Annotated in this window: 23 protein-coding genes and 1 pseudogene; 4 read left to right on the top strand and 20 right to left on the bottom strand. The window is 30.8% G+C overall.

Annotation, left to right across the window (positions count from 1 at the left end; translation table 11 throughout):
* Window positions 1-616: 616 nt before the first annotated feature.
* The 9 genes and pseudogenes from JQN76_RS07160 to JQN76_RS07120 all read right to left on the bottom strand — a co-directional run bounded on the left by JQN76_RS07160 (window position 617) and on the right by JQN76_RS07120 (window position 9,406).
* A pseudogene (locus JQN76_RS07160) lies at window positions 617-2,652 on the bottom strand (cation:proton antiporter).
* A gap of 339 nt (window positions 2,653-2,991) precedes the next feature.
* The gene (mnhG2, locus tag JQN76_RS07155; RefSeq protein ID WP_000406617.1) at window positions 2,992-3,429 is read right to left on the bottom strand and encodes a Na+/H+ antiporter Mnh2 subunit G; all 438 of its coding nucleotides are present in this window, start codon (window positions 3,427-3,429) and stop codon (window positions 2,992-2,994) included.
* A complete protein-coding gene (mnhF2, locus tag JQN76_RS07150; protein WP_000616642.1) occupies window positions 3,404-3,706 on the bottom strand; it encodes a Na+/H+ antiporter Mnh2 subunit F in 303 nt (100 codons plus the stop codon). Before mnhF2 ends, mnhG2 begins: the two co-directional genes overlap by 26 nt.
* Window positions 3,703-4,185 (bottom strand): Na+/H+ antiporter Mnh2 subunit E, encoded by a 483-nt coding sequence (mnhE2, locus tag JQN76_RS07145; protein WP_001071971.1) that lies wholly within the window; start codon window positions 4,183-4,185, stop codon window positions 3,703-3,705. The genes mnhF2 and mnhE2 overlap by 4 nt, the downstream gene beginning before the upstream one ends.
* Window positions 4,186-5,682: a Na+/H+ antiporter Mnh2 subunit D gene (gene mnhD2, locus JQN76_RS07140; RefSeq protein WP_000950551.1), complete on the bottom strand. Its 1,497-nt coding sequence runs from the start codon at window positions 5,680-5,682 to the stop codon at window positions 4,186-4,188.
* Entirely contained in the window at window positions 5,672-6,016 is a 345-nt protein-coding gene (gene mnhC2, locus JQN76_RS07135; RefSeq protein WP_001048985.1) for a Na+/H+ antiporter Mnh2 subunit C, read from the bottom strand. Before mnhC2 ends, mnhD2 begins: the two co-directional genes overlap by 11 nt.
* Complete coding sequence (mnhB2, locus tag JQN76_RS07130) at window positions 6,013-6,438, bottom strand: Na+/H+ antiporter Mnh2 subunit B (RefSeq protein ID WP_000661906.1); 426 nt, start codon at window positions 6,436-6,438, stop codon at window positions 6,013-6,015. The genes mnhC2 and mnhB2 overlap by 4 nt, the downstream gene beginning before the upstream one ends.
* On the bottom strand, window positions 6,425-8,827 hold the full coding sequence (gene mnhA2, locus JQN76_RS07125; protein WP_000060778.1) for a Na+/H+ antiporter Mnh2 subunit A: 2,403 nt from the start codon (window positions 8,825-8,827) through the stop codon (window positions 6,425-6,427). Before mnhA2 ends, mnhB2 begins: the two co-directional genes overlap by 14 nt.
* Window positions 8,828-8,845: 18 nt before the next feature.
* Window positions 8,846-9,406, bottom strand: a complete 561-nt coding sequence (locus JQN76_RS07120) for a tyrosine-type recombinase/integrase (protein ID WP_001044915.1) — start codon at window positions 9,404-9,406, stop codon at window positions 8,846-8,848.
* 158 nt (window positions 9,407-9,564) lie between these two features.
* Between JQN76_RS07120 and sroA the strand changes: the two genes are divergently transcribed.
* The 4 genes from sroA (at window position 9,565) to sarA (ending at window position 12,454) form a co-directional block, all read left to right on the top strand.
* Window positions 9,565-9,768, top strand: coding sequence for a sigS mRNA-stabilizing protein SroA (sroA, locus tag JQN76_RS07115; RefSeq protein ID WP_000036088.1), 204 nt, complete (start codon window positions 9,565-9,567; stop codon window positions 9,766-9,768).
* A 16-nt stretch (window positions 9,769-9,784) separates the two neighbouring features.
* Entirely contained in the window at window positions 9,785-10,009 is a 225-nt protein-coding gene (locus tag JQN76_RS07110; protein WP_000169043.1) for a DUF2922 domain-containing protein, read from the top strand.
* Window positions 10,010-10,202: 193 nt separating this feature from the next.
* The gene (locus JQN76_RS07105; protein WP_001808006.1) at window positions 10,203-11,132 is read left to right on the top strand and encodes a DMT family transporter; all 930 of its coding nucleotides are present in this window, start codon (window positions 10,203-10,205) and stop codon (window positions 11,130-11,132) included.
* A 947-nt stretch (window positions 11,133-12,079) separates the two neighbouring features.
* The gene (sarA, locus tag JQN76_RS07100) at window positions 12,080-12,454 is read left to right on the top strand and encodes a global transcriptional regulator SarA (protein WP_001018677.1); all 375 of its coding nucleotides are present in this window, start codon (window positions 12,080-12,082) and stop codon (window positions 12,452-12,454) included.
* A gap of 250 nt (window positions 12,455-12,704) precedes the next feature.
* Here the strand turns inward: sarA and JQN76_RS07095 are convergent, their stop codons facing one another.
* From JQN76_RS07095 to JQN76_RS07045, 11 genes are all read right to left on the bottom strand, one after another.
* Window positions 12,705-13,493, bottom strand: a complete 789-nt coding sequence (locus JQN76_RS07095; protein WP_001045421.1) for an alpha/beta fold hydrolase — start codon at window positions 13,491-13,493, stop codon at window positions 12,705-12,707.
* A gap of 168 nt (window positions 13,494-13,661) precedes the next feature.
* The gene (locus JQN76_RS07090; RefSeq protein WP_001222133.1) at window positions 13,662-14,378 is read right to left on the bottom strand and encodes a hypothetical protein; all 717 of its coding nucleotides are present in this window, start codon (window positions 14,376-14,378) and stop codon (window positions 13,662-13,664) included.
* Between the two features lie 161 nt (window positions 14,379-14,539).
* On the bottom strand, window positions 14,540-15,046 hold the full coding sequence (locus JQN76_RS07085) for an SA0570 family protein (protein ID WP_000735558.1): 507 nt from the start codon (window positions 15,044-15,046) through the stop codon (window positions 14,540-14,542).
* 135 nt (window positions 15,047-15,181) lie between these two features.
* The gene (locus JQN76_RS07080; protein ID WP_000362967.1) at window positions 15,182-15,982 is read right to left on the bottom strand and encodes an alpha/beta fold hydrolase; all 801 of its coding nucleotides are present in this window, start codon (window positions 15,980-15,982) and stop codon (window positions 15,182-15,184) included.
* Window positions 15,966-16,685, bottom strand: coding sequence for an HAD family hydrolase (locus JQN76_RS07075; RefSeq protein ID WP_000365354.1), 720 nt, complete (start codon window positions 16,683-16,685; stop codon window positions 15,966-15,968). Before JQN76_RS07075 ends, JQN76_RS07080 begins: the two co-directional genes overlap by 17 nt.
* A gap of 54 nt (window positions 16,686-16,739) precedes the next feature.
* Window positions 16,740-17,690, bottom strand: coding sequence for a FecCD family ABC transporter permease (locus tag JQN76_RS07070; protein WP_001790232.1), 951 nt, complete (start codon window positions 17,688-17,690; stop codon window positions 16,740-16,742).
* 147 nt (window positions 17,691-17,837) lie between these two features.
* Entirely contained in the window at window positions 17,838-18,725 is an 888-nt protein-coding gene (locus JQN76_RS07065; protein WP_000749059.1) for an ABC transporter substrate-binding protein, read from the bottom strand.
* A gap of 255 nt (window positions 18,726-18,980) precedes the next feature.
* The gene (locus tag JQN76_RS07060; RefSeq protein ID WP_000901764.1) at window positions 18,981-19,616 is read right to left on the bottom strand and encodes an endonuclease III domain-containing protein; all 636 of its coding nucleotides are present in this window, start codon (window positions 19,614-19,616) and stop codon (window positions 18,981-18,983) included.
* 333 nt (window positions 19,617-19,949) lie between these two features.
* Window positions 19,950-21,611 (bottom strand): arginine--tRNA ligase, encoded by a 1,662-nt coding sequence (argS, locus tag JQN76_RS07055; protein ID WP_001021145.1) that lies wholly within the window; start codon window positions 21,609-21,611, stop codon window positions 19,950-19,952.
* Window positions 21,608-22,024 (bottom strand): YwiB family protein, encoded by a 417-nt coding sequence (locus JQN76_RS07050; RefSeq protein ID WP_000359086.1) that lies wholly within the window; start codon window positions 22,022-22,024, stop codon window positions 21,608-21,610. Before JQN76_RS07050 ends, argS begins: the two co-directional genes overlap by 4 nt.
* Window positions 22,025-22,116: 92 nt before the next feature.
* Window positions 22,117-22,224: a hypothetical protein gene (locus JQN76_RS07045; protein WP_000655099.1), complete on the bottom strand. Its 108-nt coding sequence runs from the start codon at window positions 22,222-22,224 to the stop codon at window positions 22,117-22,119.
* Window positions 22,225-22,274: the final 50 nt, after the last annotated feature.

Below are 22,274 nucleotides of genomic sequence, written 5' to 3'. Positions count from 1 at the left end.
AGATGCGTTAGAAGTTCTTCTAATACAATTTATACAACGCCATTCCCTACACACTCTTATAAAAGAGATTCACGCGCGTCAATAAATTGTATTACATACTAACTAAAAAGCTTTTCTTAATCGTACTAACGAAGTTAGAGGTTCTTATGTGATTGGACAACTGTTCTCCCTACTAGACTTTTAGCATAGCTGGTTAAAAGTACTATTACAGATTGTTCAATTGTATGCCCCTTTCCTTTGAACGGAATATTAAAAGCTATGTGCAGTAACTTTTAATAGGCATACCACTTTTGCATCAAGCTATAAATAATCGCATACTTTGATATTTAATCTGGCCTATCAAAGTAAACATCTATGGTTTCCTCCCCCCATAGATCCTTAAGCCACACTCATCCGATGTCATATGAGTGTGGCTATTTTTTGTGAATACACTTAACTTCACCTTTAAATGACTTCGCTTAATCTATCTCCTCCAATTTTTAAAACTTATTTCAATTAAATCTCAAATATTAATAATTCGTATAGTTTAAAACTATCTATTCAATTCCCATAAAATAAAAGGGATTGATGAAAAGCCCTTCAGTTTTTCATCAATCCCTTTTAGCATAATTAGGAACTACGTCATACTATCTACAATAACCATTTCATCGTAATTGATTGCCTCTCTTAATTTCAAAGCAGTACCTTCAGATACTTCGTCTGTATCTATCAATTCACGTAAAATGCGACGTTGTTCTCTCAATGCATTTAATTTAATTTAATTTTAGTAATCGTATCTTCACTTGCTGAGTTGAAGAAATTTGATGGTGTTAAGTTTTCAATTCGCATTAAATAACCGTCACAAACCATTCCAACTTCAAGTGTATTATCTTTTGTTGTTTCCTTAGACAAACGACTAACCACATTATAATGGACTAATTTATTAATTTTATTTAATTCCATTAAGTTATCCGTAACACTAAGTGAAGATGCGGAGTTCACTCTTCGTTTTAATAAAGCACCTCGTAATAATACAATCATTCTTCTTATTAATGATGCTTGTCTATATACCTGTGTTCTTTCAGCATAACGCATATAGTTTTCAAGTACACTATTCGTTATTTGTCCTTCATCTACTAAAGACTCTAATGTTTTTGTTTCTACATTAAAAGCAATTTTTTGTAGACGTTCTAATTCTTTAGAGTTTTCATCATCTTTCTCTACAGTTTTTAAAAATGCTAATTTATCATGATATTCTTTAATCACGTTACCATATTTAAAACTTGTTTCGAAAGTAGATTTTTGATTTAGATAATCAATAACTTGTTCTAATATATAAATTCTAGCAACTTTAAACGACATATTGCCAATTACTGTTTTAGGTGCAGGTTTCGTTAATAATGGCAATAATACTTGCGCAACTACCAAACTAATAATAACCATACCAGATGCAATAAATAATAAGTCGTTTCTATACGTAAAAGCATGATGCCCTGCTAAAAAATACGGTAACGTTAATGCGATTGCTAAAGAAATTGTTCCATGCACACCACATAACGTCATAATTAAAGCGTATAAACTTCGCTTTGGTGGTTTCTCAGTCGTTGGATTATCATCATCATTTTTAGTCATCATTTTTTGGAATGGACTGATGGCTAAATAAAAATAAGGATATAAGACATAAACCCAAACAAATCTAAATAGATAGACAGCTAAAGCAACAACAATAGTGATGCCTATTAAAAAGATTAAATTGTGCGGTTCTGTTTTGATAATTTTAATAATAACTTCAGGTACTAAAAATCCTAATATTGAAAAAACAAAGCCATTTAAAACATAACCTAGTATATTCCATGTATGATTGTAACTCATTTGCAGTTGTGTACGTACTTGCATAATTCTGTCACGTTCGAAACCATGTACAAGTCCTGCAACTACTGCTGCAATGATTCCTGATGCGTGAAACAATTCAGCAATTAAATACGTAACAAATGGTGTTAACAATTGAATAATTGTAAACATATTAATGTTTTCATATCCTCGACGCATCAATGTTAGTCGGAACCTTACTAATGCCATACCTATAAGTAAACCAACCACTGCGCCACCAATTGATGCAATTAAAAACAACTGAACAGCATCAACAAGTGAAAAAGCACCTGTAACTAATACTCCAACAGCTATTTTAAATGAAATAATACCAGCAGCATCATTCAATAATGACTCACCTTCAAGAATTGTCATTGCTCCTTTTGGCAAGACCTTTCCTTTAGTGATTGCTTGCACTGCTACTGCATCAGTAGGACAAAGAATGGCAGCAATTGCAAATGCTGCTCCAATAGGTAAATCTGGCCAAATCCAATGAATAAATAAACCTACACCTATCACAGTAGTAATGACTAATCCTAATGCCATCATCATCACTGGCTTAATATATTTCCTTAAATGGACTCTAGAAACATTAACACCTTCTACAAATAACAAAGGCGCAATCATTGTTACCATAAACAATTCAGAATCAAAATTAAATTGAACAGGGATTGGGGTAATAAATAGTAACATGCCCAAGAAAATTTGTATAAATGCTAGGGGTACTTTAGGTATGAAAGTATGGACAAACGAACTTAGTATCACAACAGCTATAAATATAAGAATTGTTTCAAATATTTCCAAACTTTCACCTCTCTAAAAAGTATTGTTTAATTGAAAATTAAGTATCACATCTCGTTGTAATTATACTTTAGAGGATAAATTGAGTTAGCGACCACAAAAGCACTTTAATATAGATATATGTCTACGATTGCAGTACTTAAATTTGCAATTATTTAATTTTATTTTATCACTAATTGTTTGTATAAATAAACAACTTGCTTTCACATAACAACATTAACTTATAATACAAAAAATAAGCACCTTAAAATCGACTAACCAATTTCAAAGTACTCTTTTAATGATTAATTTTGAAAACAAATCTTCAAAAGCATTGTTATGCTTAACAATTTAGCCAATACTTCAATCGTTTTGATACCATTTCTTACGATGCTCTTCTCGTTTTTTAGCACGTAATTGTAATGCTTCTGTAGAGTTTTGTTCATTTGAACTTAATAATATTGATGCATGTGTGTGAACATCATTTTTTCGATACATATAAGCGCCGTTGCGATAAGCAGCGCGAGCGACTAAGTGCATGCCGACTGGTGAAGTTAAATTAATAAAAACAAGTGACAGTAATAAACGCACACTGAAAAATCCTGTATTCACAATAAAATAAATTAATACACCGATTAAAGTTAATAACACGGATAAAGTTGAACTTTTTGTCGCAGCGTGACTTCTTAAGAAAACATCTTGGAATTTCACGATACCTATTGCACTAATAAGAGCAATAAAACTACCTAACAACAACATCACAGCAGCAATAAGACTAAAGATTTCTTTTGTTATTTCCATTAAACACATGCCCCCCACCAATAAAGCGTGATATTGAAACAGAACTTACAAAAGATATAATGGCAATGAGCATGATTGAATCTAAGAAAGAAACGGTGCCCATAAGTACACTTAACACACCCACAATTGACATTACGACAGCACTTGTTGTATCAAATGTAACGACACGATCTGCTGTTGTAGGTCCCTTGATTAATCTAAATAAACAGATGATTAATGCAATTCCAAAAATAATGAGTGAACTAATAATCATAATATGTGTTATTGTTTGTATCATCGCGACACCTCCAATATTAAGTCTTCATAATGCTTAATACTTCTTAACAAACTATCTTTTTCTTTTTCTGACACGTCGATACTATGAATAAAAAACTTTTTAGAGTCTTGAGAAATTCGTATTACTGTAGACCCTGGAGTTATAATAATTAAAATTGTTAAAAATGTTATTGCCCAATCACTTGTTAGTCTTGTTTCATATGAAAGTAATCCAGGGTTCATATCTTTTGTTTTAAAAAGAATATAATTAATCGTGCTAATGCTAGATGTTATTAATTGATATAAATAAACACCTAAAAATTTAATAGCTACCCATATTTTTCTAACATAAAAATCATCGCTGAAAAACCTGTGTAATATATAAATGACAATTAAACCAATTAGATATCCAGAAAAGAAAGTCGAGAATTTAAAATGATCTTCATCTTGAAATAATACCCATAAGAATGCAATGATAATATTTAAAACTATTTGATTCATTTAGTCCTCTCCTTTCAAATGCGGATTTACAAGTTTTTGATATAATTGATCACTCGTGTTCAACTCAGTTGCATCACTTGTAACATTTAACACAACAGGTGCAGCAATTCCGATTGCGATAACCACAACTACTAAAATACTTAAAATTCTTTTTCGATATAGCGGGATTTTCTTAAAATTAACTTCCTCCCCATCTTTATCTCCAAAATACATATAAAAAAGTATCCTAAATAAACTGTACATTGCAATTAGACTAGTAATAATCATTAACGCTAGTCCAATATAATTGCCATTTTGCAATGCACCTTGGAAAATAAGTACTTTCCCCGGAAAGCCACTAAATGGAGGCACGCCGCCAATAGCAAAAATCATTATAACAAACGCAACTCCAAATAAAGGTTCTTTTTTAGCTAAGCCATTCAAATATTGATATTGTCGATAGCCTGTAATGTAAACTAAACTACCAATAATAAAGAATAGCAATGTTTTTACAACAATGTCATTTACCAAATAAAATATTGCACCATTAATACCTGCAAACGTGTTTGTTCCTAAACCTAAAATGATAAATCCTATTGAGATTATGACTTGGTAAGCTGCAATCTTTTTAATATCTTTATAAGCAATGACACCTATAGCGCCGATGACCATAGTTATAGAAGCCATAGTTGCTAGCAATGGATGTATGAGATCATTATGTTGATCAAATAGTAAAGTGAAGAATCGAATTAATGCATAGGCCCCTACTTTGGTCATTAACGCTGCAAATAATGCTGCAAGCTCAGTATTTAACACTGCGTATGCTTTGGGTAGCCACATAAAAAGAACCAGCGCTGCTTTCGCACTAAATGCGACTAAGAAGATTAATGAAATCATTGTAACAGTGCGATTATCTCCCATGTCATTCAAACGCATTGCAATATGTGAAAAGTTTAATGTACCTACTGTTTTATAAAGTAAACCTATACCTAATAAGAATAGCCATGAACCAATAATATTCAAGACAACATAAATAATTGCAGCACGTAATTGTTCTACAGATTGTCCAAGTGTAATGAGTACAAATGACGCTAGTAACATAATTTCAAACATGACGTATAAATTAAATAAATCTGATGTTAGAAAAGAGCCTATCACGCCAACACTTAAAAATAATATGAACGATGGCAAGTGATAACGATTTGCTTTATGTTCGCCACGCCCAAATCCGTATGCCATAATTAAAGTAATCACAAACGAAGCGGTTGTAACCATAATTAAACTTAAAGAATCTCCTAAAAACTGTATACCAAAGGGCGCTGACCATCCTCCAAAGTCTAGCGTAATTGGACGGTGACGCTGAACATAAATTAATAGCATTAATGAAATAATTGTGGTGATAGTCATTGTACCTAAGTATAAATATTTAGAAATACGATCATTATTTTTTAAAAATACAAGGATTAAGGCACAAAGGAATGGTAATAACATTGGTAAAATCAATAAGTTACTTAGCATCATCTTCCCCCCTTAGGCCTTCAATTTCATCTTCTTTTGTTACTTTATAAGTTCTATAAACAAGTACAAGTAAAAACGCAGTCATACCAAACCCTATAACTATTGCAGTTAGTACAATAGCTTGTAACAAGGGATCAACAAACAATTGGTTTCCACCAGTTATTAGTGGTTCTGATCTACTAGAACCATACGTTCCCATACTCATAATAATGAGATTACCAGCATGAGTATATATTGAAATTCCGATTACAATACGAATTAAATTGATTGATAAAATCATATATGTTCCTATAAACACTAAAAATCCTATAACTAGTAATAATATTAAATTCATGATCGACCTCCGCTAAGCGACAACATCACTGTGACAATAACACCAACAACTGAGAATAAAATACCTAATTCAAAAAGTGTTATTGTACTTACATGAATTTGTCCTAAAATTGGAAGTATCCAAGTTGTTTCATATTGAGACAAAAATGGTTTTCCAAAAAACATAGGTATTATCGCAGTAATAGATGATACCAATGCTCCAATAATCATTAAAATTCTAAAATCAATCGGTAAACTTTCTAAAACCTCTTCAACATTAAAAGCCAGAAACATTAAAATAAACGCTGAACTAAATATTAAACCACCAATAAACCCACCACCAGGATTATTATGACCTGCGAAGAAGACATAGAATCCGAAAGTCAATAAAATAAATACAACAAGTTTCGTGACCGTTCTTAACACGACATCATTCTCTTTCATCTTGTCCCCTCCGATCTTGATAATTTAATAATGTGTAAATACCTAGCCCAGTAATAATTAACACTAATCCTTCAAATAATGTATCTAATGCTCTAAAGTCACCAAGTATCGCATTTACAATATTTTTACCACCTGTTAGTTTGTCAGCTTTTAAATAAAAGTCTGATATTGATGATAAACCATCTGTTTGTTGTGTAATAAAAATTAATGATACAACAATAAGTGCCATCAAGAGTGATACAGAAATTTTAATTATTTCTCTTTTTTTGTTAGCGTTAGATCTTGGCACGTTTGGTAATCTTGAAAAACTGACAATAAATAGTATCGTCGTTATTGTTTCAACTACTAGCTGAGTCAATGCTAAATCAGGGGCTTTCATTGCTATAAAGAATAAGGTCACAACAAATCCGATGACTCCATTTAAAATGACCATTGTCAGTCGTTGACGTATAAAAATTAAAGAAATACCAATTGTGACAGTTACGATTGCTAATATAATTTCTAATGCCCCAAATTCAGAAACATGTAACTGATGTACTTTAGGAAGTCCAATTCGAATATAACCATATCCAATGATAATCATAAATATGCCTAAGGTCATAATAATGTATTGGTTTAAACGATCTTGCATAACACGTTTAAATCGCTTCGTAGCAAACTTTTCAAAATGTCGATATACCATCTCATAGCTTTTTGAAACTGAAATCTGTCTAATTTTACCCGTGAACACTTTTTTCCAATCTACTTTGATTGCTAGTACACTACCCAATAAAATAATGATGATGGTTAAAAGAAGCGGTATGTTAAATCCATGCCATTGCGAAACATGTGGTGCCAATTGATCAATTTGATGATTACCACCTGATACAGCTCTTAATGCTGGAACGATAATCCCCTTCCCAAATATATTTGGTACAAAAAAGATTACAGGTACTAGCACCATTAATATAAGAGATGGTAAACTAAACAACCATGGTTCGTGGATATTTTTTTTAGTAAAAACCTTAGAATCATATTTTGTCCAAAATACTTCTTTTACCATGTATAGTGCATATGTGAATGTAAAAACACTCGCAATAACACCAACAAACACGATAGCTATCATTGAAATCAAACTAAATTGGGATAATTGTCCAGTTTGTGTTAATGCATCTAAAAACATTTCTTTACTTAAAAATCCATTTAAAAATGGTACTCCAGCCATAGATAGAGCCGCTATCGTCATGACTAGATTCATTTTAGGAAATAGTTGACGCATTCCACTTAAAATTCGTATATCCCTTGAACCTGCTTCATGATCTAAAATACCTACTCCCATGAAAAGCGCACATTTAAAGATGGCATGATTCATTAGATGAAATAGCGCACCAAATAATACAAATACATAAACAGATGCTATTGCGTCTTGTTGGTGTTGAGCATATCCACCACCGATACCGACCATTGCCATAATCATTCCTAGTTGACTGATTGTTGAATATGCTAGGATTCCTTTTAAATCCCATTGTTTTAAAGCTGTGATTGAACCAAATAACATTGTTATTAAACCAACAAACGTGACGATATATATGTACATATTGCTAAGACCTAATAATGGTGTAAAACGAAGTAATAAAAAGATACCAGCTTTTACCATCGTGGCTGAATGTAAATAAGCACTTACAGGTGTAGGTGCAGCCATTGCTCTAGGTAGCCAAATATGAAATGGAAATTGTGCTGATTTTGTAAATGCACCTAATAAAAACATAAAAATCATAGGGATAAACAATCCATGATTCTTAATATGATCTGCTTGTCCTAATATGTCAGTGATATTATTCGTTCCTGTCATGATATACAGCATAATAAAACCAACTAATAACGCCAATCCACCTAATACTGTAATCATAAATGATTGAATCGCACCAAATTGACTGTCACCATTGTTATACCAATATGAAATCAATAAAAATGATGATACACTCGTTAATTCCCAAAAAATGTACATCAATATCGTATTGTCTGATAATACAATACCAATCATACTGAACATAAATAACGTTAAATAAAAATAAAACCTTGGTAAATTGTCTTTTCGAGAGGATAAATATTGAGTTGCATAGAAGAATACTGCAATTCCAATAAGTGAAATAATAAGTGAAAACATTAAACTTAAACCATCTAAACGTAAATCTAAATTAATATCTAATGTCTTAATCCATGGAATAGAGGTAGAAAGATATTGCAGTTTAGCTACTGATGGTATTTGAATCAAAAAATAGATAGATGAAATTACAGGTGCAACCAACGCTATGTACCCGGCATATTTAGCCAATGCTCTACGTTTAGACATTAGAAGTATCATCGCCATAATCACAAGTATAGCAATTAATAAATAAACCAAACTCATTATTAGCCTCCTTTGTTTCTATAATTGTAATGAAATATAAATACTATGTTCACACTCATTTTCTAAACCGATAAAATTTAGTGTTTCAATAGCAGATTGATGCCCTAAATACTTTTGAATGACTGGTATAGGTATACCTTTTTGATAAGCATGATATGCAAATGTCTTACGCAATGTCGTTAGTCCTACATTATCTATACCAGCTTCAATTGATGCTTGGTGAATTATTCGATATGCTTGCTGTCTAGATAATACTTGATTTGTTCGTAGTGATTGAAAAAGAACGTCTTCATTCGAAAGACTCCTGTCCTCTATATATTGAAGTAGTTCTTTCGATAATGTTTCTGGTAACCTAATTTTAATCAACGAATGAAAATGTGCTTTACACATTTCTGATAACGTACACTTTTCAATTAGTCTCTTAACTTGAGAGACTGTAATTGTTAATAATTCTGATACTTTCAATCCACTATGTATAGCTAACTTAAAGAATAAATAGTCACGTTCAGATTTTATCTTGAGCGCTTCATACATTTTAACAATATCATCATTAAATTTAATCGCTTCTACTTTATTCATTACTCAACCTCCCCTTGCTTTAAGTGTCTTAATCATAGCTATATTATATTTTAGTTACATATATCTATTGCCTTTTTTATAGATTTTAAACATAGAAAATAAAATTAGCCATTTTATTATTTTGTTTCGATATATAGTGTGAAAGGAGGTTTTAAAATATGAGTAAAATAAACCACATCACTATTGTATTATCATTTACTAAAGTAGACGCTAACGGCAAACAAACAGAATTTAAGCGTCGATTCGCTAACATTAACCCTGATGCATCAAACGACCAAATTAAAACATTCAGCAAACTTATTGAGCGACTTACTGGAGAAACATATAGCAATATCGAACTCATCAAATCTTTATCAATTTAATCAGGAGGACATATTCATGACTAAAACACTTGAATTAAGTTTTAAATCTTCACTAGACAAGCCTGTAAAACTGCAATTACCACAATTAAACAACGTAGTGACCGAGCAAGTTGTACGTGATAGTATGAATGCATTAGTAGATTTAAATATTATAAAGTCAAATAGTGGTACTATCACCAAAGTACATTCTGCTCAAATTATTGATAAAACAACAACTGTTTTATTTGAAGATAAGAAATAGATATAAAGAAAGCGCAATTAATTTAGTATAAATACTAACACCCTAGACTTTCATCATGATTGTCTAGGGTGATTTTGTTGTGATAATGTCCTGTTTTTTCAACATTATTGTAAATGAGTTGTATATTTTATCTATAATGATAATGTATACATATGATTTTATTATTAACTTTGGAAAGTGAGACTTTATTCATATGCTTCTTTTCTATATCATTGGTGTCCTAGTTGGAATGCTTATTCCTATCCAAACATCTGTCAATTCAAGACTATCACTGTATACTAAATCGCCTTTCTATACTTCATTCATTTCATTTTCAGTTGGAACAATTTGTTTAATTATTTTAAATATCATTATCAATCCAAAAGTCTTTACTATTCACTTTTACAATAATCAATCATTTAACTACACATGGGTAGTCGGTGGTTTGCTTGGGGTTAGCTTTTTAACTGGCAATTTATTGTTATTGCCAAAATTAGGTGCAACATTAACTGTAATTGCAACAGTTGCGGGTCAAATTATTATGGGTGTCATTATTGATACATTGGGCTTATTTGGCGCTACAATTCATGATTTTAATTTAATTAAAGCAATTGGAGTATTGTTACTCATTATCGGCATCGTCATAATGAATCAATTTAACAAGAATAATTTATTACTAACTGATCAAAAGTATTTACTGTTTTGGCTTCTATTAGGATTTATTTTTGGTTTCTTTCCACCTATTCAAACGACAATTAATAGTGCTTTAGCTAGTCATACTCATTCACCAGCCTTTGCATCATTAGTATCATTTACAATTGGGTCAATAGCGCTATTGATTTTAACCGCTATTTTTAATCGTTCTTTAAAACTAAAAACAAGTCATTTAAAATTCGGTAAATTAAAGCCTATCTATTTTACTGGCGGTATACTTGGCATGGCTTTTGTAACAGCTAACATTATCTTAATGCCTCATATGGGTGCAGCATTAACAACACTTATTGGGATGTTTGGCCAGATTCTAATGGGCATATTGATAGATCACTTTGGATTATTTGGTTCACCTAAAATAGCAATGACATCCAGAAAAACTATTGGTCTATTATGTATTTTGACAGGTATTATACTTTTAAGATTATTTTAATTTAACTTTTAGCTTATCATTTTAACTTGTAATTATTTTTAAAAGTGATAAGCTATTTTTTTGTGGTCTAAAAATCTTTAGAAAAGCGTTGATTTGGGTAGTATGCTTTGACACAACAAATTTTAATTTAGCAAATTCGATAGTCAACTCATTCTTAAGACCTAAATTAATGTTATTTTTTAATAATTTACACCAAATTAATAGCAAAAATTATGTTATTCGTGCTAATATTTCATAGTTGGTTATTCAATTAATTAAAAATAAGTCAAAATGCACAACTTTTTATAATTCATTGAGTCGAGTTTGAAAAATAAAGGTGCTTTAATGCATGATCAATTATCGTACTTTCTATTATTTGTTACCCGTTATCAATCGGAATAACGTATAGACACTTTAACGTGCTACAGATTGGTTTTAATCACTAAATTAATGTGTTTTTCGTATCATTAAAACTGCACTGAGAATTACTAAATTAAAAAAATTATAAAAATTTTTCATTTTTAGTGATAAAATTCTGAAAAATGGGTATAAATAGTAGAAGAAGTTAACTTGGAAGAGTTAAGCTATAACAAAGAATCTCTTTAGACACACATTGAATATCGAAACATTTAATTGCCCTAAATCGTTTCATTAAATAAATTACCTTGTATTGTCGATTAAATTAAGGTAAATTATAAAAAATGCTGATATTTTTGACTAAACCAAATGCTAACCCAGAAATACAATCACTGTGTCTAATGAATAATTTGTTTTATAAACACTTTTTTGTTTACTTCTCATTTTTAATTAGTTATAATTAACTAAATAATAGAGCATTAAATATATTTAATAAAACTTATTTAATGCAAAATTATGACTAACATATCTATAATAAATAAAGATTAGATATCAATATATTATCGGGCAAATGTATCGAGCAAGATGCATCAAATAGGGAGGTTTTAAACATGGCAATTACAAAAATCAATGATTGCTTTGAGTTGTTATCAATGGTCACTTATGCTGACAAATTAAAAAGTTTAATTAAAAAGGAATTTTCAATTAGCTTTGAAGAATTCGCTGTATTGACATACATCAGCGAAAACAAAGAGAAAGAATACTATCTTAAAGATATTATTAATCATTTAAACTACAAACAACCACAAGTTGTTAAAGCAGTTAAAATTTTATCTCAAGAAGATTACTTCGATAAAAAACGTAATGAGCATGATGAAAGAACTGTATTAATTCTTGTTAATGCACAACAACGTAAAAAAATCGAATCATTATTGAGTCGAGTAAATAAACGAATCACTGAAGCAAACAACGAAATTGAACTATAATTTTGTTTAGCGCAATTTGGTGAAGTTTGATAGATGATACATTCTATTAAACTTCCTTTTTTTATGCTCTTTTTACCTAATTGTTAAGAGGTTTTGCACTAATGGCACTTAATATAAGGAAGATAGCCGCATAACGAGCAGTATATATCAAATACATTTCAAAAAAAGCTGATTTCTATCAAATAATGAATAGTAATCAGCTTTTTCACATTGCCTAAGGACTTTATGCCCTAGGTTTATATATCACATATTATGATACGCTTTTTAAAAATTTTAAATAATAATTCATAAATGCTTCTGGTTCTTCAATATGCGGTGCATGTCCTGAATGTTCGAAGATTTTTTTCGTAACATTTAAAAAATGCGCTTCCAATTTAAAATGATTCTTATCTTTAATCAAAGGATCATGTTCCCCATTAATTAACAAAGTAGGTACACATGTACGTTTTTTTAAATACATAGGTTCATCTTTATGCAAAATTAATGAACGAATTGCCACCGCACTATCATCCTCAGACTTAATGCTATATATTCTTTGTTTTTGATACCATTTCATCGTCTTCTCTTGATTTCTAAACAATTTAGAAAATAAAAGAATATACGCTTCAGACTTATTAAAACCCGCTATATCATCTTGATATTGTATTAACAATTGAGTAAAGCTGTGTATTAAGTCATCTTTCTTCGATGCAATGGTAGTTAATGATTTTACACGATAAGCATATTTATCTGTAAATAACTTAGCAACTACCCCACCTAAATCATGTCCTAGAATATGTGCCTCATGAATATTTAACTTCTCCATTAGAATTTTTAAATCCTCAACGTGATCGTTTAAATCGTATGATTCACTTTTAGAAGACTTGCCATGACCTCTTAAATCGTAAGTAAGTACTTTATATGATGATGCTAGTTGATGTTGCAAATCTTCAAATCCAGCTAAATTACCATCCAATCCATGAAGTAATATTATAGGATCCCCTTTACCTTCAATTTGATAAGTTAATTGGATTTGAGGATTAATTGTGACTTTATTCATTGTGACACCTCCCTCAATAAACTATATACCCAACCTTCATTCTATATACGCTTCCATTTTATAAACAATTTTTTTAAATTATTTATAAATTACCAAAAGTTATTCCAACAATAAAAAAACTATTCATCTCAATTAATACAATTAATCAAGTGAATAGTTTTATCATATTTATAATCTTGTACGTGAAGATAATCTAATTGTGAAATATATAACTAGAACTACTAATAATATCCATATAATTAATGAAAAAATCTGGGCTGATTGTGGATTATGAATCATTGCATCGACGGTTTTTTGACAAAATAATAACCCGATTCCCGAAAACTCAAGTCGCTTATAAAATATGCCGGCAATTACTAAAATAATACCAATGAAAAAGAAAAATTGATGTCCAAAATTTGTAATTGGTATAACGCCCCAAGTAATATTAAATGCTTGTAATATAATTAATAACAAGGATATGATAGCGATAATTGTACCCATAATCATTTCTATTTTATTACTACGCAAGTAATTCTTTTGAGACACCCTTAGGTATACAACAATAGTCATTGGAAAAATCACTAAACAATAAAATAGACTCATTCCAGTAATAGCTTGAAACTGAACATACTGTTTATCATATAAATAGGATATGAGAATGAAGTTTATAATAAAGAAAATAACTGGATTCATTTGTAAAGCAAACAAATTCCTTTGAATCATTAATATGATTTGTGCTGGAGATTTTCTTTTATATTCAATATAATCTTGATCTTTCTTTTCAGAATTTTTTATATCAGTAATTACTTTCTCTTTAATATCATCAATCAAATGCGGTGATAAACCTTTATGATTAAAGTAATCTTCTATATTTTCTAGTAAAATTTTATCGTTAATACGCATTGGTAGTACTCCTTTAAAATGAAACATCTTTATTTATTGTATTGGTTTAATTTCCCCTTCGCAAATCATAAAAATTAATATTCACTGTATTATGCCATGTAATAAAATAACCGACAAGTATTGCGATTTAACTTGTCGGTTAAGCACGATTAATTTAATTATTATTTTTCCAAATCAATACGATATAATTTTATGTTTTTATCTTTTGGTGCTGAGGCAAATTGATAAGTCGTTTTGCCTTTTTCAATATATCCAAAATTACCAGCAACTTTGCTATATTCCGTATGTGTTACTGCTTTGCCAACATAATTTTTAACAGCTTGATATGTTGGACCATTAGCATCATTATACATCATTGAAATATGAGTTACTTTACCATTGTTTTTCTTACCATCAGTAGTTACTAATAACATACCTTTTTTAGTATGGAATTCGTAATAATGTTCAGTTCCATCTTCATTGTAAGAATACATCGGATTTTTGTACTTAGTTAAAACATCTTTAATAGATTCGCCAATTTTCACATTTTCTAATGACTGATCACCCTTAATTAATTGTTTAACAGTATCAATAGAGTTGCCACTTGCTGCTTCGGCACTAGTGTTCACTAAGCCTACTCCCATTACAACAGAACATGCAATTATACTTGCCGTTAGTAGCTTTTTCATAAGCACTCTCTCCTTTTATTTATATCGTCTTGTGCTCACAACCATTATACAACAATCATTTCTAAAACAACAGTCATATTACAATTATATTACAAATAATAATTACTACTTTTATATTTCACTTATCACTAAAAATTAAACATGCTTTTCATCGTGATGTTTGTTGATAAATGCAGCTGTATCTTCGACGAATCTTTCTTGCTCTTCAACAAATGGGAATGCACTTGATTCTTGATATACTTCAAAGTCCGCATTTTGGATTAAATCAGCTACTTCTTTAGCTTCTAATCTTGTTGTTCTTTCACCGAATTCTCCTGCAATAATTTTTGTCGGTACTACGACATTTCTATAAGTTTGAGAAATATCAGCGTTTTTGAATACCTCTTTAACTGCTTGAATTTCTTCTTTAGTTGATATTTCATTTGTATCTACGACATGTTTGAGGAATCGATTCATTTTTCTCGGACGATAATACTTACGCTTATTTAAAAATTTATCTTGTTTTTCAGGATCCCAGTTTCGAATAATATGGGCATATTTTCTAAATAAACGTTCTTCCGGTAATTCACCTTCAATAGATGTTGGATTTACCAACGTAAGTGATGATGTAAATTCAGGATAACGTACTGAAATATCCGCACCAATGATTCCACCCATTTCATGGCATACAAATGCAACTTCTTCAATATATAAATATTTAAGTAATTCAACAATGTCATCAGAAAAATCTTTTATTTCAATGTGACGAGGTTTATCAGAATAGCCATGTCCACGTAAATCAATTAACACAACTTGAAATGATTTTGCTAATTCTGCTGCTAATTTATTAAACACAGAATAATTATCAAGTACAGTATGAATCAATACGATAGGATAGCCTTCACCTAATGTACTGTAATGTATCGATGTTCCATCTTTTCTAGTAAATAGATCCATAATTTTCTCCTTTATTATCATTTTTTATTGGTAAAATGGTTAATAATTCTTCCACTGTTGTAATTGTAAAATCAACTTCTTCTTCGAGTGGTTCAATTTCAGCATCTTCTTGTTTATACCATACACTAACCATGCCCATAGCTCGTGCTGGAGCTACATCATTTAACGCATCATCGCCAACATACATAATTTGCTCAGGTAATACCCCTAGTTGATCAATCATATCTTCAAAAATTTTAGGATGTGGTTTACGAAAACCAACTGTTTCTGATGTTGATAAATAATTAATAACATGCATCAAACCAAGTGAATGTAATCGAAATTGTTTAATCTTAGATTTACCATTTGCGATAACACCAATTTGAAAGCCTTTTTGCGATAGCTTTTCTAGTGTATACAAAGTATCGTAATAAGGAAATACATAACGATAAAAATGCATTTCAAAATCATTAAATAAGTCTTTCCAAGTTAACCTATCTACATGGAAACGTTTAATGATTTCTTTATATAAATCAGGTTTATCATTATCTTCATCGTCATCTAGCTCAATAAATGCTTTTTTAAAATCTGCCAGTTGAACATGAATTAAGTAGTCATGAAATCGTTCATATTGCTCTTCGATAAATTTCTCTCGAGATTTAACTCTGTCCAACAACGTACCTTCTAAATCAAATACAACTGCTTTAATTTGATTCAAATCCATCGCTTATGCCCTCTTTATGTTTATAGTTATTTTTATTTTAGCAAATGTCGTGTGCTAGTGTAACCGTTTCGACTGAGATATTAGCATGTAAAATAACACTGGTATACCAATTAATGCAATGATAATACTTGCCGGTATTTGTACTGGTGACAATATATGGCTACCAATAAAATCTGCCATAACCATTATTTGTCCTCCAGTTACAATATTTAAAGCCAATTGTCTTCCTAATGATTGTTTCCACTGCCATTTTCTAATGAGTTGCGGTATCACCATACCAATGAATCCAATGATGCCAACATATGCGACATTTATCGCCGTTATCATAGAAGCTATACATAACGCGATATATGTAATCAATTGAACATTTAAGCCTAGTGACTGACTTTTTAGTTCTCCTAATTGCAATAACTTTAGTTGATTAAGAATGATAAATATACCAAACAATGCAATGATAAATGTGATTGCTATTATAGATACATTTGAGTATTCTGCATCACCAAAACCACCAAACAGATAATTGGCAATTGTATTTAATTTGCGAGGTTTTAATAAAATCAAAAAATATAGAAGTGAATTGAATAACGCACCAATCATTAAACCACTTAATATTAAGATTCTAACTGGATAGCCTTGGCTCAATACCGACGTAATGACTAATACAGTTATTAATGTTATCAAACTAAATGTTATTGAAAATACAGGAATCCATAACGTTGTTAAACCTAAAAATAATGCTAATCCTGAACCAAATGTAGCGCCGCTTGCCAATCCTAATGTAAAGCTATCTGCCAATGCATTATTTAAAACTGTTTGAAATATAAGGCCTGCAACAGTTAATATCATACCTGTCAACAATGCTTCTAATAATCTCGGTAATCTAACATTGATTAAAATAGACTGGTTAAATACATCATTGATATCGCCCAACTGCCAAAATAGATATATGCTAGTTGTTATAATCAATATGACTATCCAGCTCAATAATACTTTATTAAATGTCATAGCATTCTCTTTTCTTTCATCGATAATTACATTCATTATAGCAATCACATACTCGCGTTGCTATCATTCACTAAATATATTTTAAAAACCCCTTATCTCAAACATGTATTTTTTACATGTAGCAATAAGGGGCATAATTAGAATGGTTTATTTTCTATAAATTGCATCTCTTAATTCTTTTAATCCTTCATCAATACGTGGACCTGGTCTTGATACTTCATCACCATTTACAACTTCAATACGTGTATTCTTGACAGCATTAATTTTATTGAATCCACCTCTTTTTTTGATGATATCCATATAATCTGATCTTGTCTTAGCTTCCGTCGAAATTAATATATCTGGGTTCTTTTTAATAATACTTTCCTTCGTTACAGGGTTCCAACCATTAATGTCACTATACACATTTTGGGCTTCTAATTTTTCTAACATATCATTAAAAAATGTATGCTTCCCTGCTGTATATATTTCAGGCTTTGATGAAACCTCAATAAATACTTTTGATTTTTTATGATGAGCAGGAATTGAATCTATGACTTTATCGATATTATCTTTAGTTTCCTCAACAAGTTGTTCAGCCTGCTTATCATGATGCGTTAATTTCCCAATTTGCTTAAATGTGTTGTAAGTTTCATCAATTGATTGTGCATCTTTAACATACACTACTTTGATGCCTTGTTTCTCTAATGATGACAATACTTTATTAGCAGTTGCCTTTTGCGACTCATGCGCAAGAATTAGATCTGGCTTTGCCTTTAAAAGTTCCTCTTTATTTAGATTCAAAGCATCAAATTGTTTCTTACCCTTTTTCACATCTTTTGGATAATCATCAACCGTTGAAACACCAACTATGTATTTACCTAATCCTAATTCATATAAAATTTCAGTATTACTAGGCATTAACGAAACAATTCTATGGTACGGCGATTTAGACGAGCCATTATCATTGCTACCTTGTTTATCATTATCTTTCATACCACAGCCACTCAGGACAAGCATAAAAATCAAAATAAAAGCAATTAACGATTTCTTCACACTATCACATCTCCTTTTTAAAGCCTCTTGAGCTTTAGCGATTAGAGGCTTTTATGCAGTTGCTGCACAAACAACTGTATTCCTTTACTCCCCTTGAGCTTTAGCGATTAGGGGCTCTTATGCAGTTGCTGCACAAACAAACAACTGTTTTTTTCTTTATATGCTTCTATTTATTATATAAGTCCACATACTAAAAGAAAATAGTAAATTATTTTTTATATTTCATATAAACTCATCTATCTAACTTCACAGCGTTTACTTTTTAAAGTAAGGTTCTAAAAAATCATAATTCTTTATATCTTTGTCTCTAAAGTAATGTTTACCAAATACATCTAACAGAGCATGAAATTCATTAGCATCTTGATTTGTAAAATGATTTGGTAATGTGACTACTTTTTTTAATTGATCATAATTTTTAGTGTTTTCATATCCTAATTTATCATATATTTTTCTTGTATAGCTATCTGGAATAAATTCAATACGTCCGAATATATAAACAAGTAAGACATCTGCTGTTTCACTTCCAATACCTTTCAAAGATAATAATTCTTTTCTTAATCCACCTTTATATCGCTCATTAATCTCTTGATAATTGAAATGATGTCGTGCTAACCATGTTAATAATGTTTTAATCGTCAGTGATTTACTTTTATAAAAGCCACTTGAATGTATCAATGATTGTAACGTTTCAATAGGTAGTTCTAATATATGATTTGGATTAAAATGCGTATGTTCTTTAATCTGATTCAATGCAATTTCTGCATTTCGCCATCTAGTATTTTGAACTAAAATTGCACCTAACATCATTTCAATGTCATTATCAGCAGGCCACCAAAATTGTGGTCCGAGATGTTCATATAAAACTTTATATAATTCATCAGTTCCTAACATTTACACCCTCCATTTTAGAGGGAGTGGGACAGAAATGATATTATCGTAAAATTTATTTCGTCGTCCCACCCCGGCAAGGTTGACTAGAATTGAAAAAAGCTTGTTACAAGCGAATTTTCGTTCAGTCAACTACTGCCATTATAACTTTGTAGAGCATAGAACATTGATTTATGTCTCAGGCTCTCTTATGCAGTTGTGCAGTAGCATCCAACTGTGTTCCTCTTAACCTTATTCACATACTAAGCATTCCCCAATATGTCACATACCTAAAAAAAACACTCCAACACAAAGTATCTTTCGAGAAACTCTACGTTGGAGTGTATATAAATGTTCTTACATTGATTCAGGTGCGCTTACACCGACCATTGCCAATGCATTTTTCAATGTAATTCTGACCGCTTCAATCATAGCAACATGTGCTTTTGTTTTTTCAATATCATCTGTTAACACTTTTTCAGCATTATAGAATTTATGGAAATGAGAAGCTAAATCTTGAATATAATTAGTAATTCTATGTGCCGATCTATGCTCAGCAGCACTTTCAATTGTAGGTTCGAAATCAGCTACTTTTTTCAACAATTCAATCGCTTTTTCATTAGTAATCGTTGTAAAATCATTCGCAGCAGTCACTTCAATACCTTGCTCTTTCGCTTGTTTTAAAATTGAACAAATACGCGCATGTGCATATTGAGCATAGTAAACTGGATTGTCTTGAGATTGCTCTTTCGCTAATTCCATATCAAAATCAAAGTGACTATCAGGACTACGCATAGTTAAGAAATAACGTGCAGCGTCAACGCCAACTTCGTCCATAATTTCTCTTAATGTAATCGCATTACCAGTACGTTTACTCATCTTCACTTCTTTACCATTTTCCATTAAACGAACCATTTGCATGATTTGAATTTCTAAACGATTACTATCTACACCAAACGTTTCAAGAGATGCTTTCAAACGATTAATATAACCATGATGATCAGCACCAAATAAATCGATTAAAATGTCATTACCACGTTTTACTTTATCGAAGTGGTACGCAATATCTGGTAAGAAATACGTATATGTACCGTCATTTTTAATTAATACTCTGTCTTTGTCGTCTTTAAAATCAGTTGTACGTAACCATGTAGCGCCATCAGCTTCATACGTATAACCTAATTCTTTCATTTTTGCTAAAACTTCAAGAATTTCTCCTTTTTCATATAAAGATGTTTCACTAAACCAATTATCAAAATGCGTATTGAACTCTGCTAAATCATTTTTCAATTTAGCCATTTCGTATTCTACGCCTAATTTTCTAAATTCTTTCAAACGTGCTTCTTCAGAATAATCTTTAATTTCAGGGTGTTTCTCTGCTAAATCTTTACCTATTTCAATAATATCTTTTCCATTATAGCCATCTTCTGGCATTGAATAACTATTGTCACCTAAAGCTTCAAAGAAACGTGTTTCAATCGAACGCGCTAAGTTAGTAATTTGATTACCAGCATCATTAATATAATATTCACGTGTTACATTATAGCCAGCTGCAGTTAAAATATTAGCTAAAGCATCACCAACTGCTGCATTTCTAGCATGACCAATATGTAAATCTCCTGTAGGGTTAGCTGAAACATACTCAAGCAATACATTTTGACCTTTTGATTCATTTACATGTCCAAATTGATCACCTTTTTCAATTGCTTCAGGAATAATTGCTGTTAAATACTGATTATCTAAGTAAAAATTAATGAATCCTGGACCAGCAATGTCAATTTGTTTTACATGTGCTTTTTCAGTATCTAAGTTATCAACAATCGCTTGAGCAATTTCACGAGGATTACGCTTTGCAATCTTAGTCAGTACCATCGCAATATTAGTAGCATAATCTCCATTTTTTGTATCTTTAGGAACTTCAATTTTAATATCAGGAATCTCATCTGCTAATCCTGCTTTGTTAATACTTGCTGCAATTTCTTCTACTAATGTTTGTTTCACTTGATCAATAATATTCATTCGCCTATCTCCTTATAGTTAATTTCATATTGATAAGAACCCATTTTTTCATTATCTTGATATAATTCATAATGAATCTTTAGCTTGCCACCGTCTCCACTTACGAAATGTAAAATGCGTAATGTTTTAACTTCTAGTGGAATTCGTCCAGCCGATATATCGTAAAAAGTTGTTGTCGTTTGTCCTTCAACAAAATGCAAATTCATATTAATGTCGCCTTTACGAATCAACTTAACGCTATCATCATCCACTTTTATTGTAACATTAACTGTTGCATCCTCAATTTGTTCTACATACCGAATAAAGTTAGATTGCCTTTGTTGCCAAGTTCCTTCAGTAGTAAATTCAAATTTTTCTTTTTCGTTGTGCTGTTTCAACACTTGCTTTGTTTGAATACTTACTTTTTTATCCAATTTACTACTCACCTTAATCTTCGCATAATAGAAATATTATAGCATAAAATAAGGTCATCTTGTTATGCCTTCTTAAAGCTAAATAGGTTCAATTAATTAACAATTCCATACTTAATCAACGCTTCATATATGTAAGCCATTTTATAAAATACAAACAACACCTCAAAACCAAAAAACACGAGATTTTCACTATCTTTCATGAAAACCTCGTGTTTGATTATAATGATAGTGTTCAGAGCACTACCTTCTT

The organism is Staphylococcus sp. SM3655 (assembly GCF_016917315.1).
Taxonomy (GTDB): Bacteria; Bacillota; Bacilli; order Staphylococcales; family Staphylococcaceae; genus Staphylococcus; species Staphylococcus aureus.
Note: the sequence above shows the minus strand (reverse complement) of the source record. Positions and strands in the feature narration are given on the sequence as shown.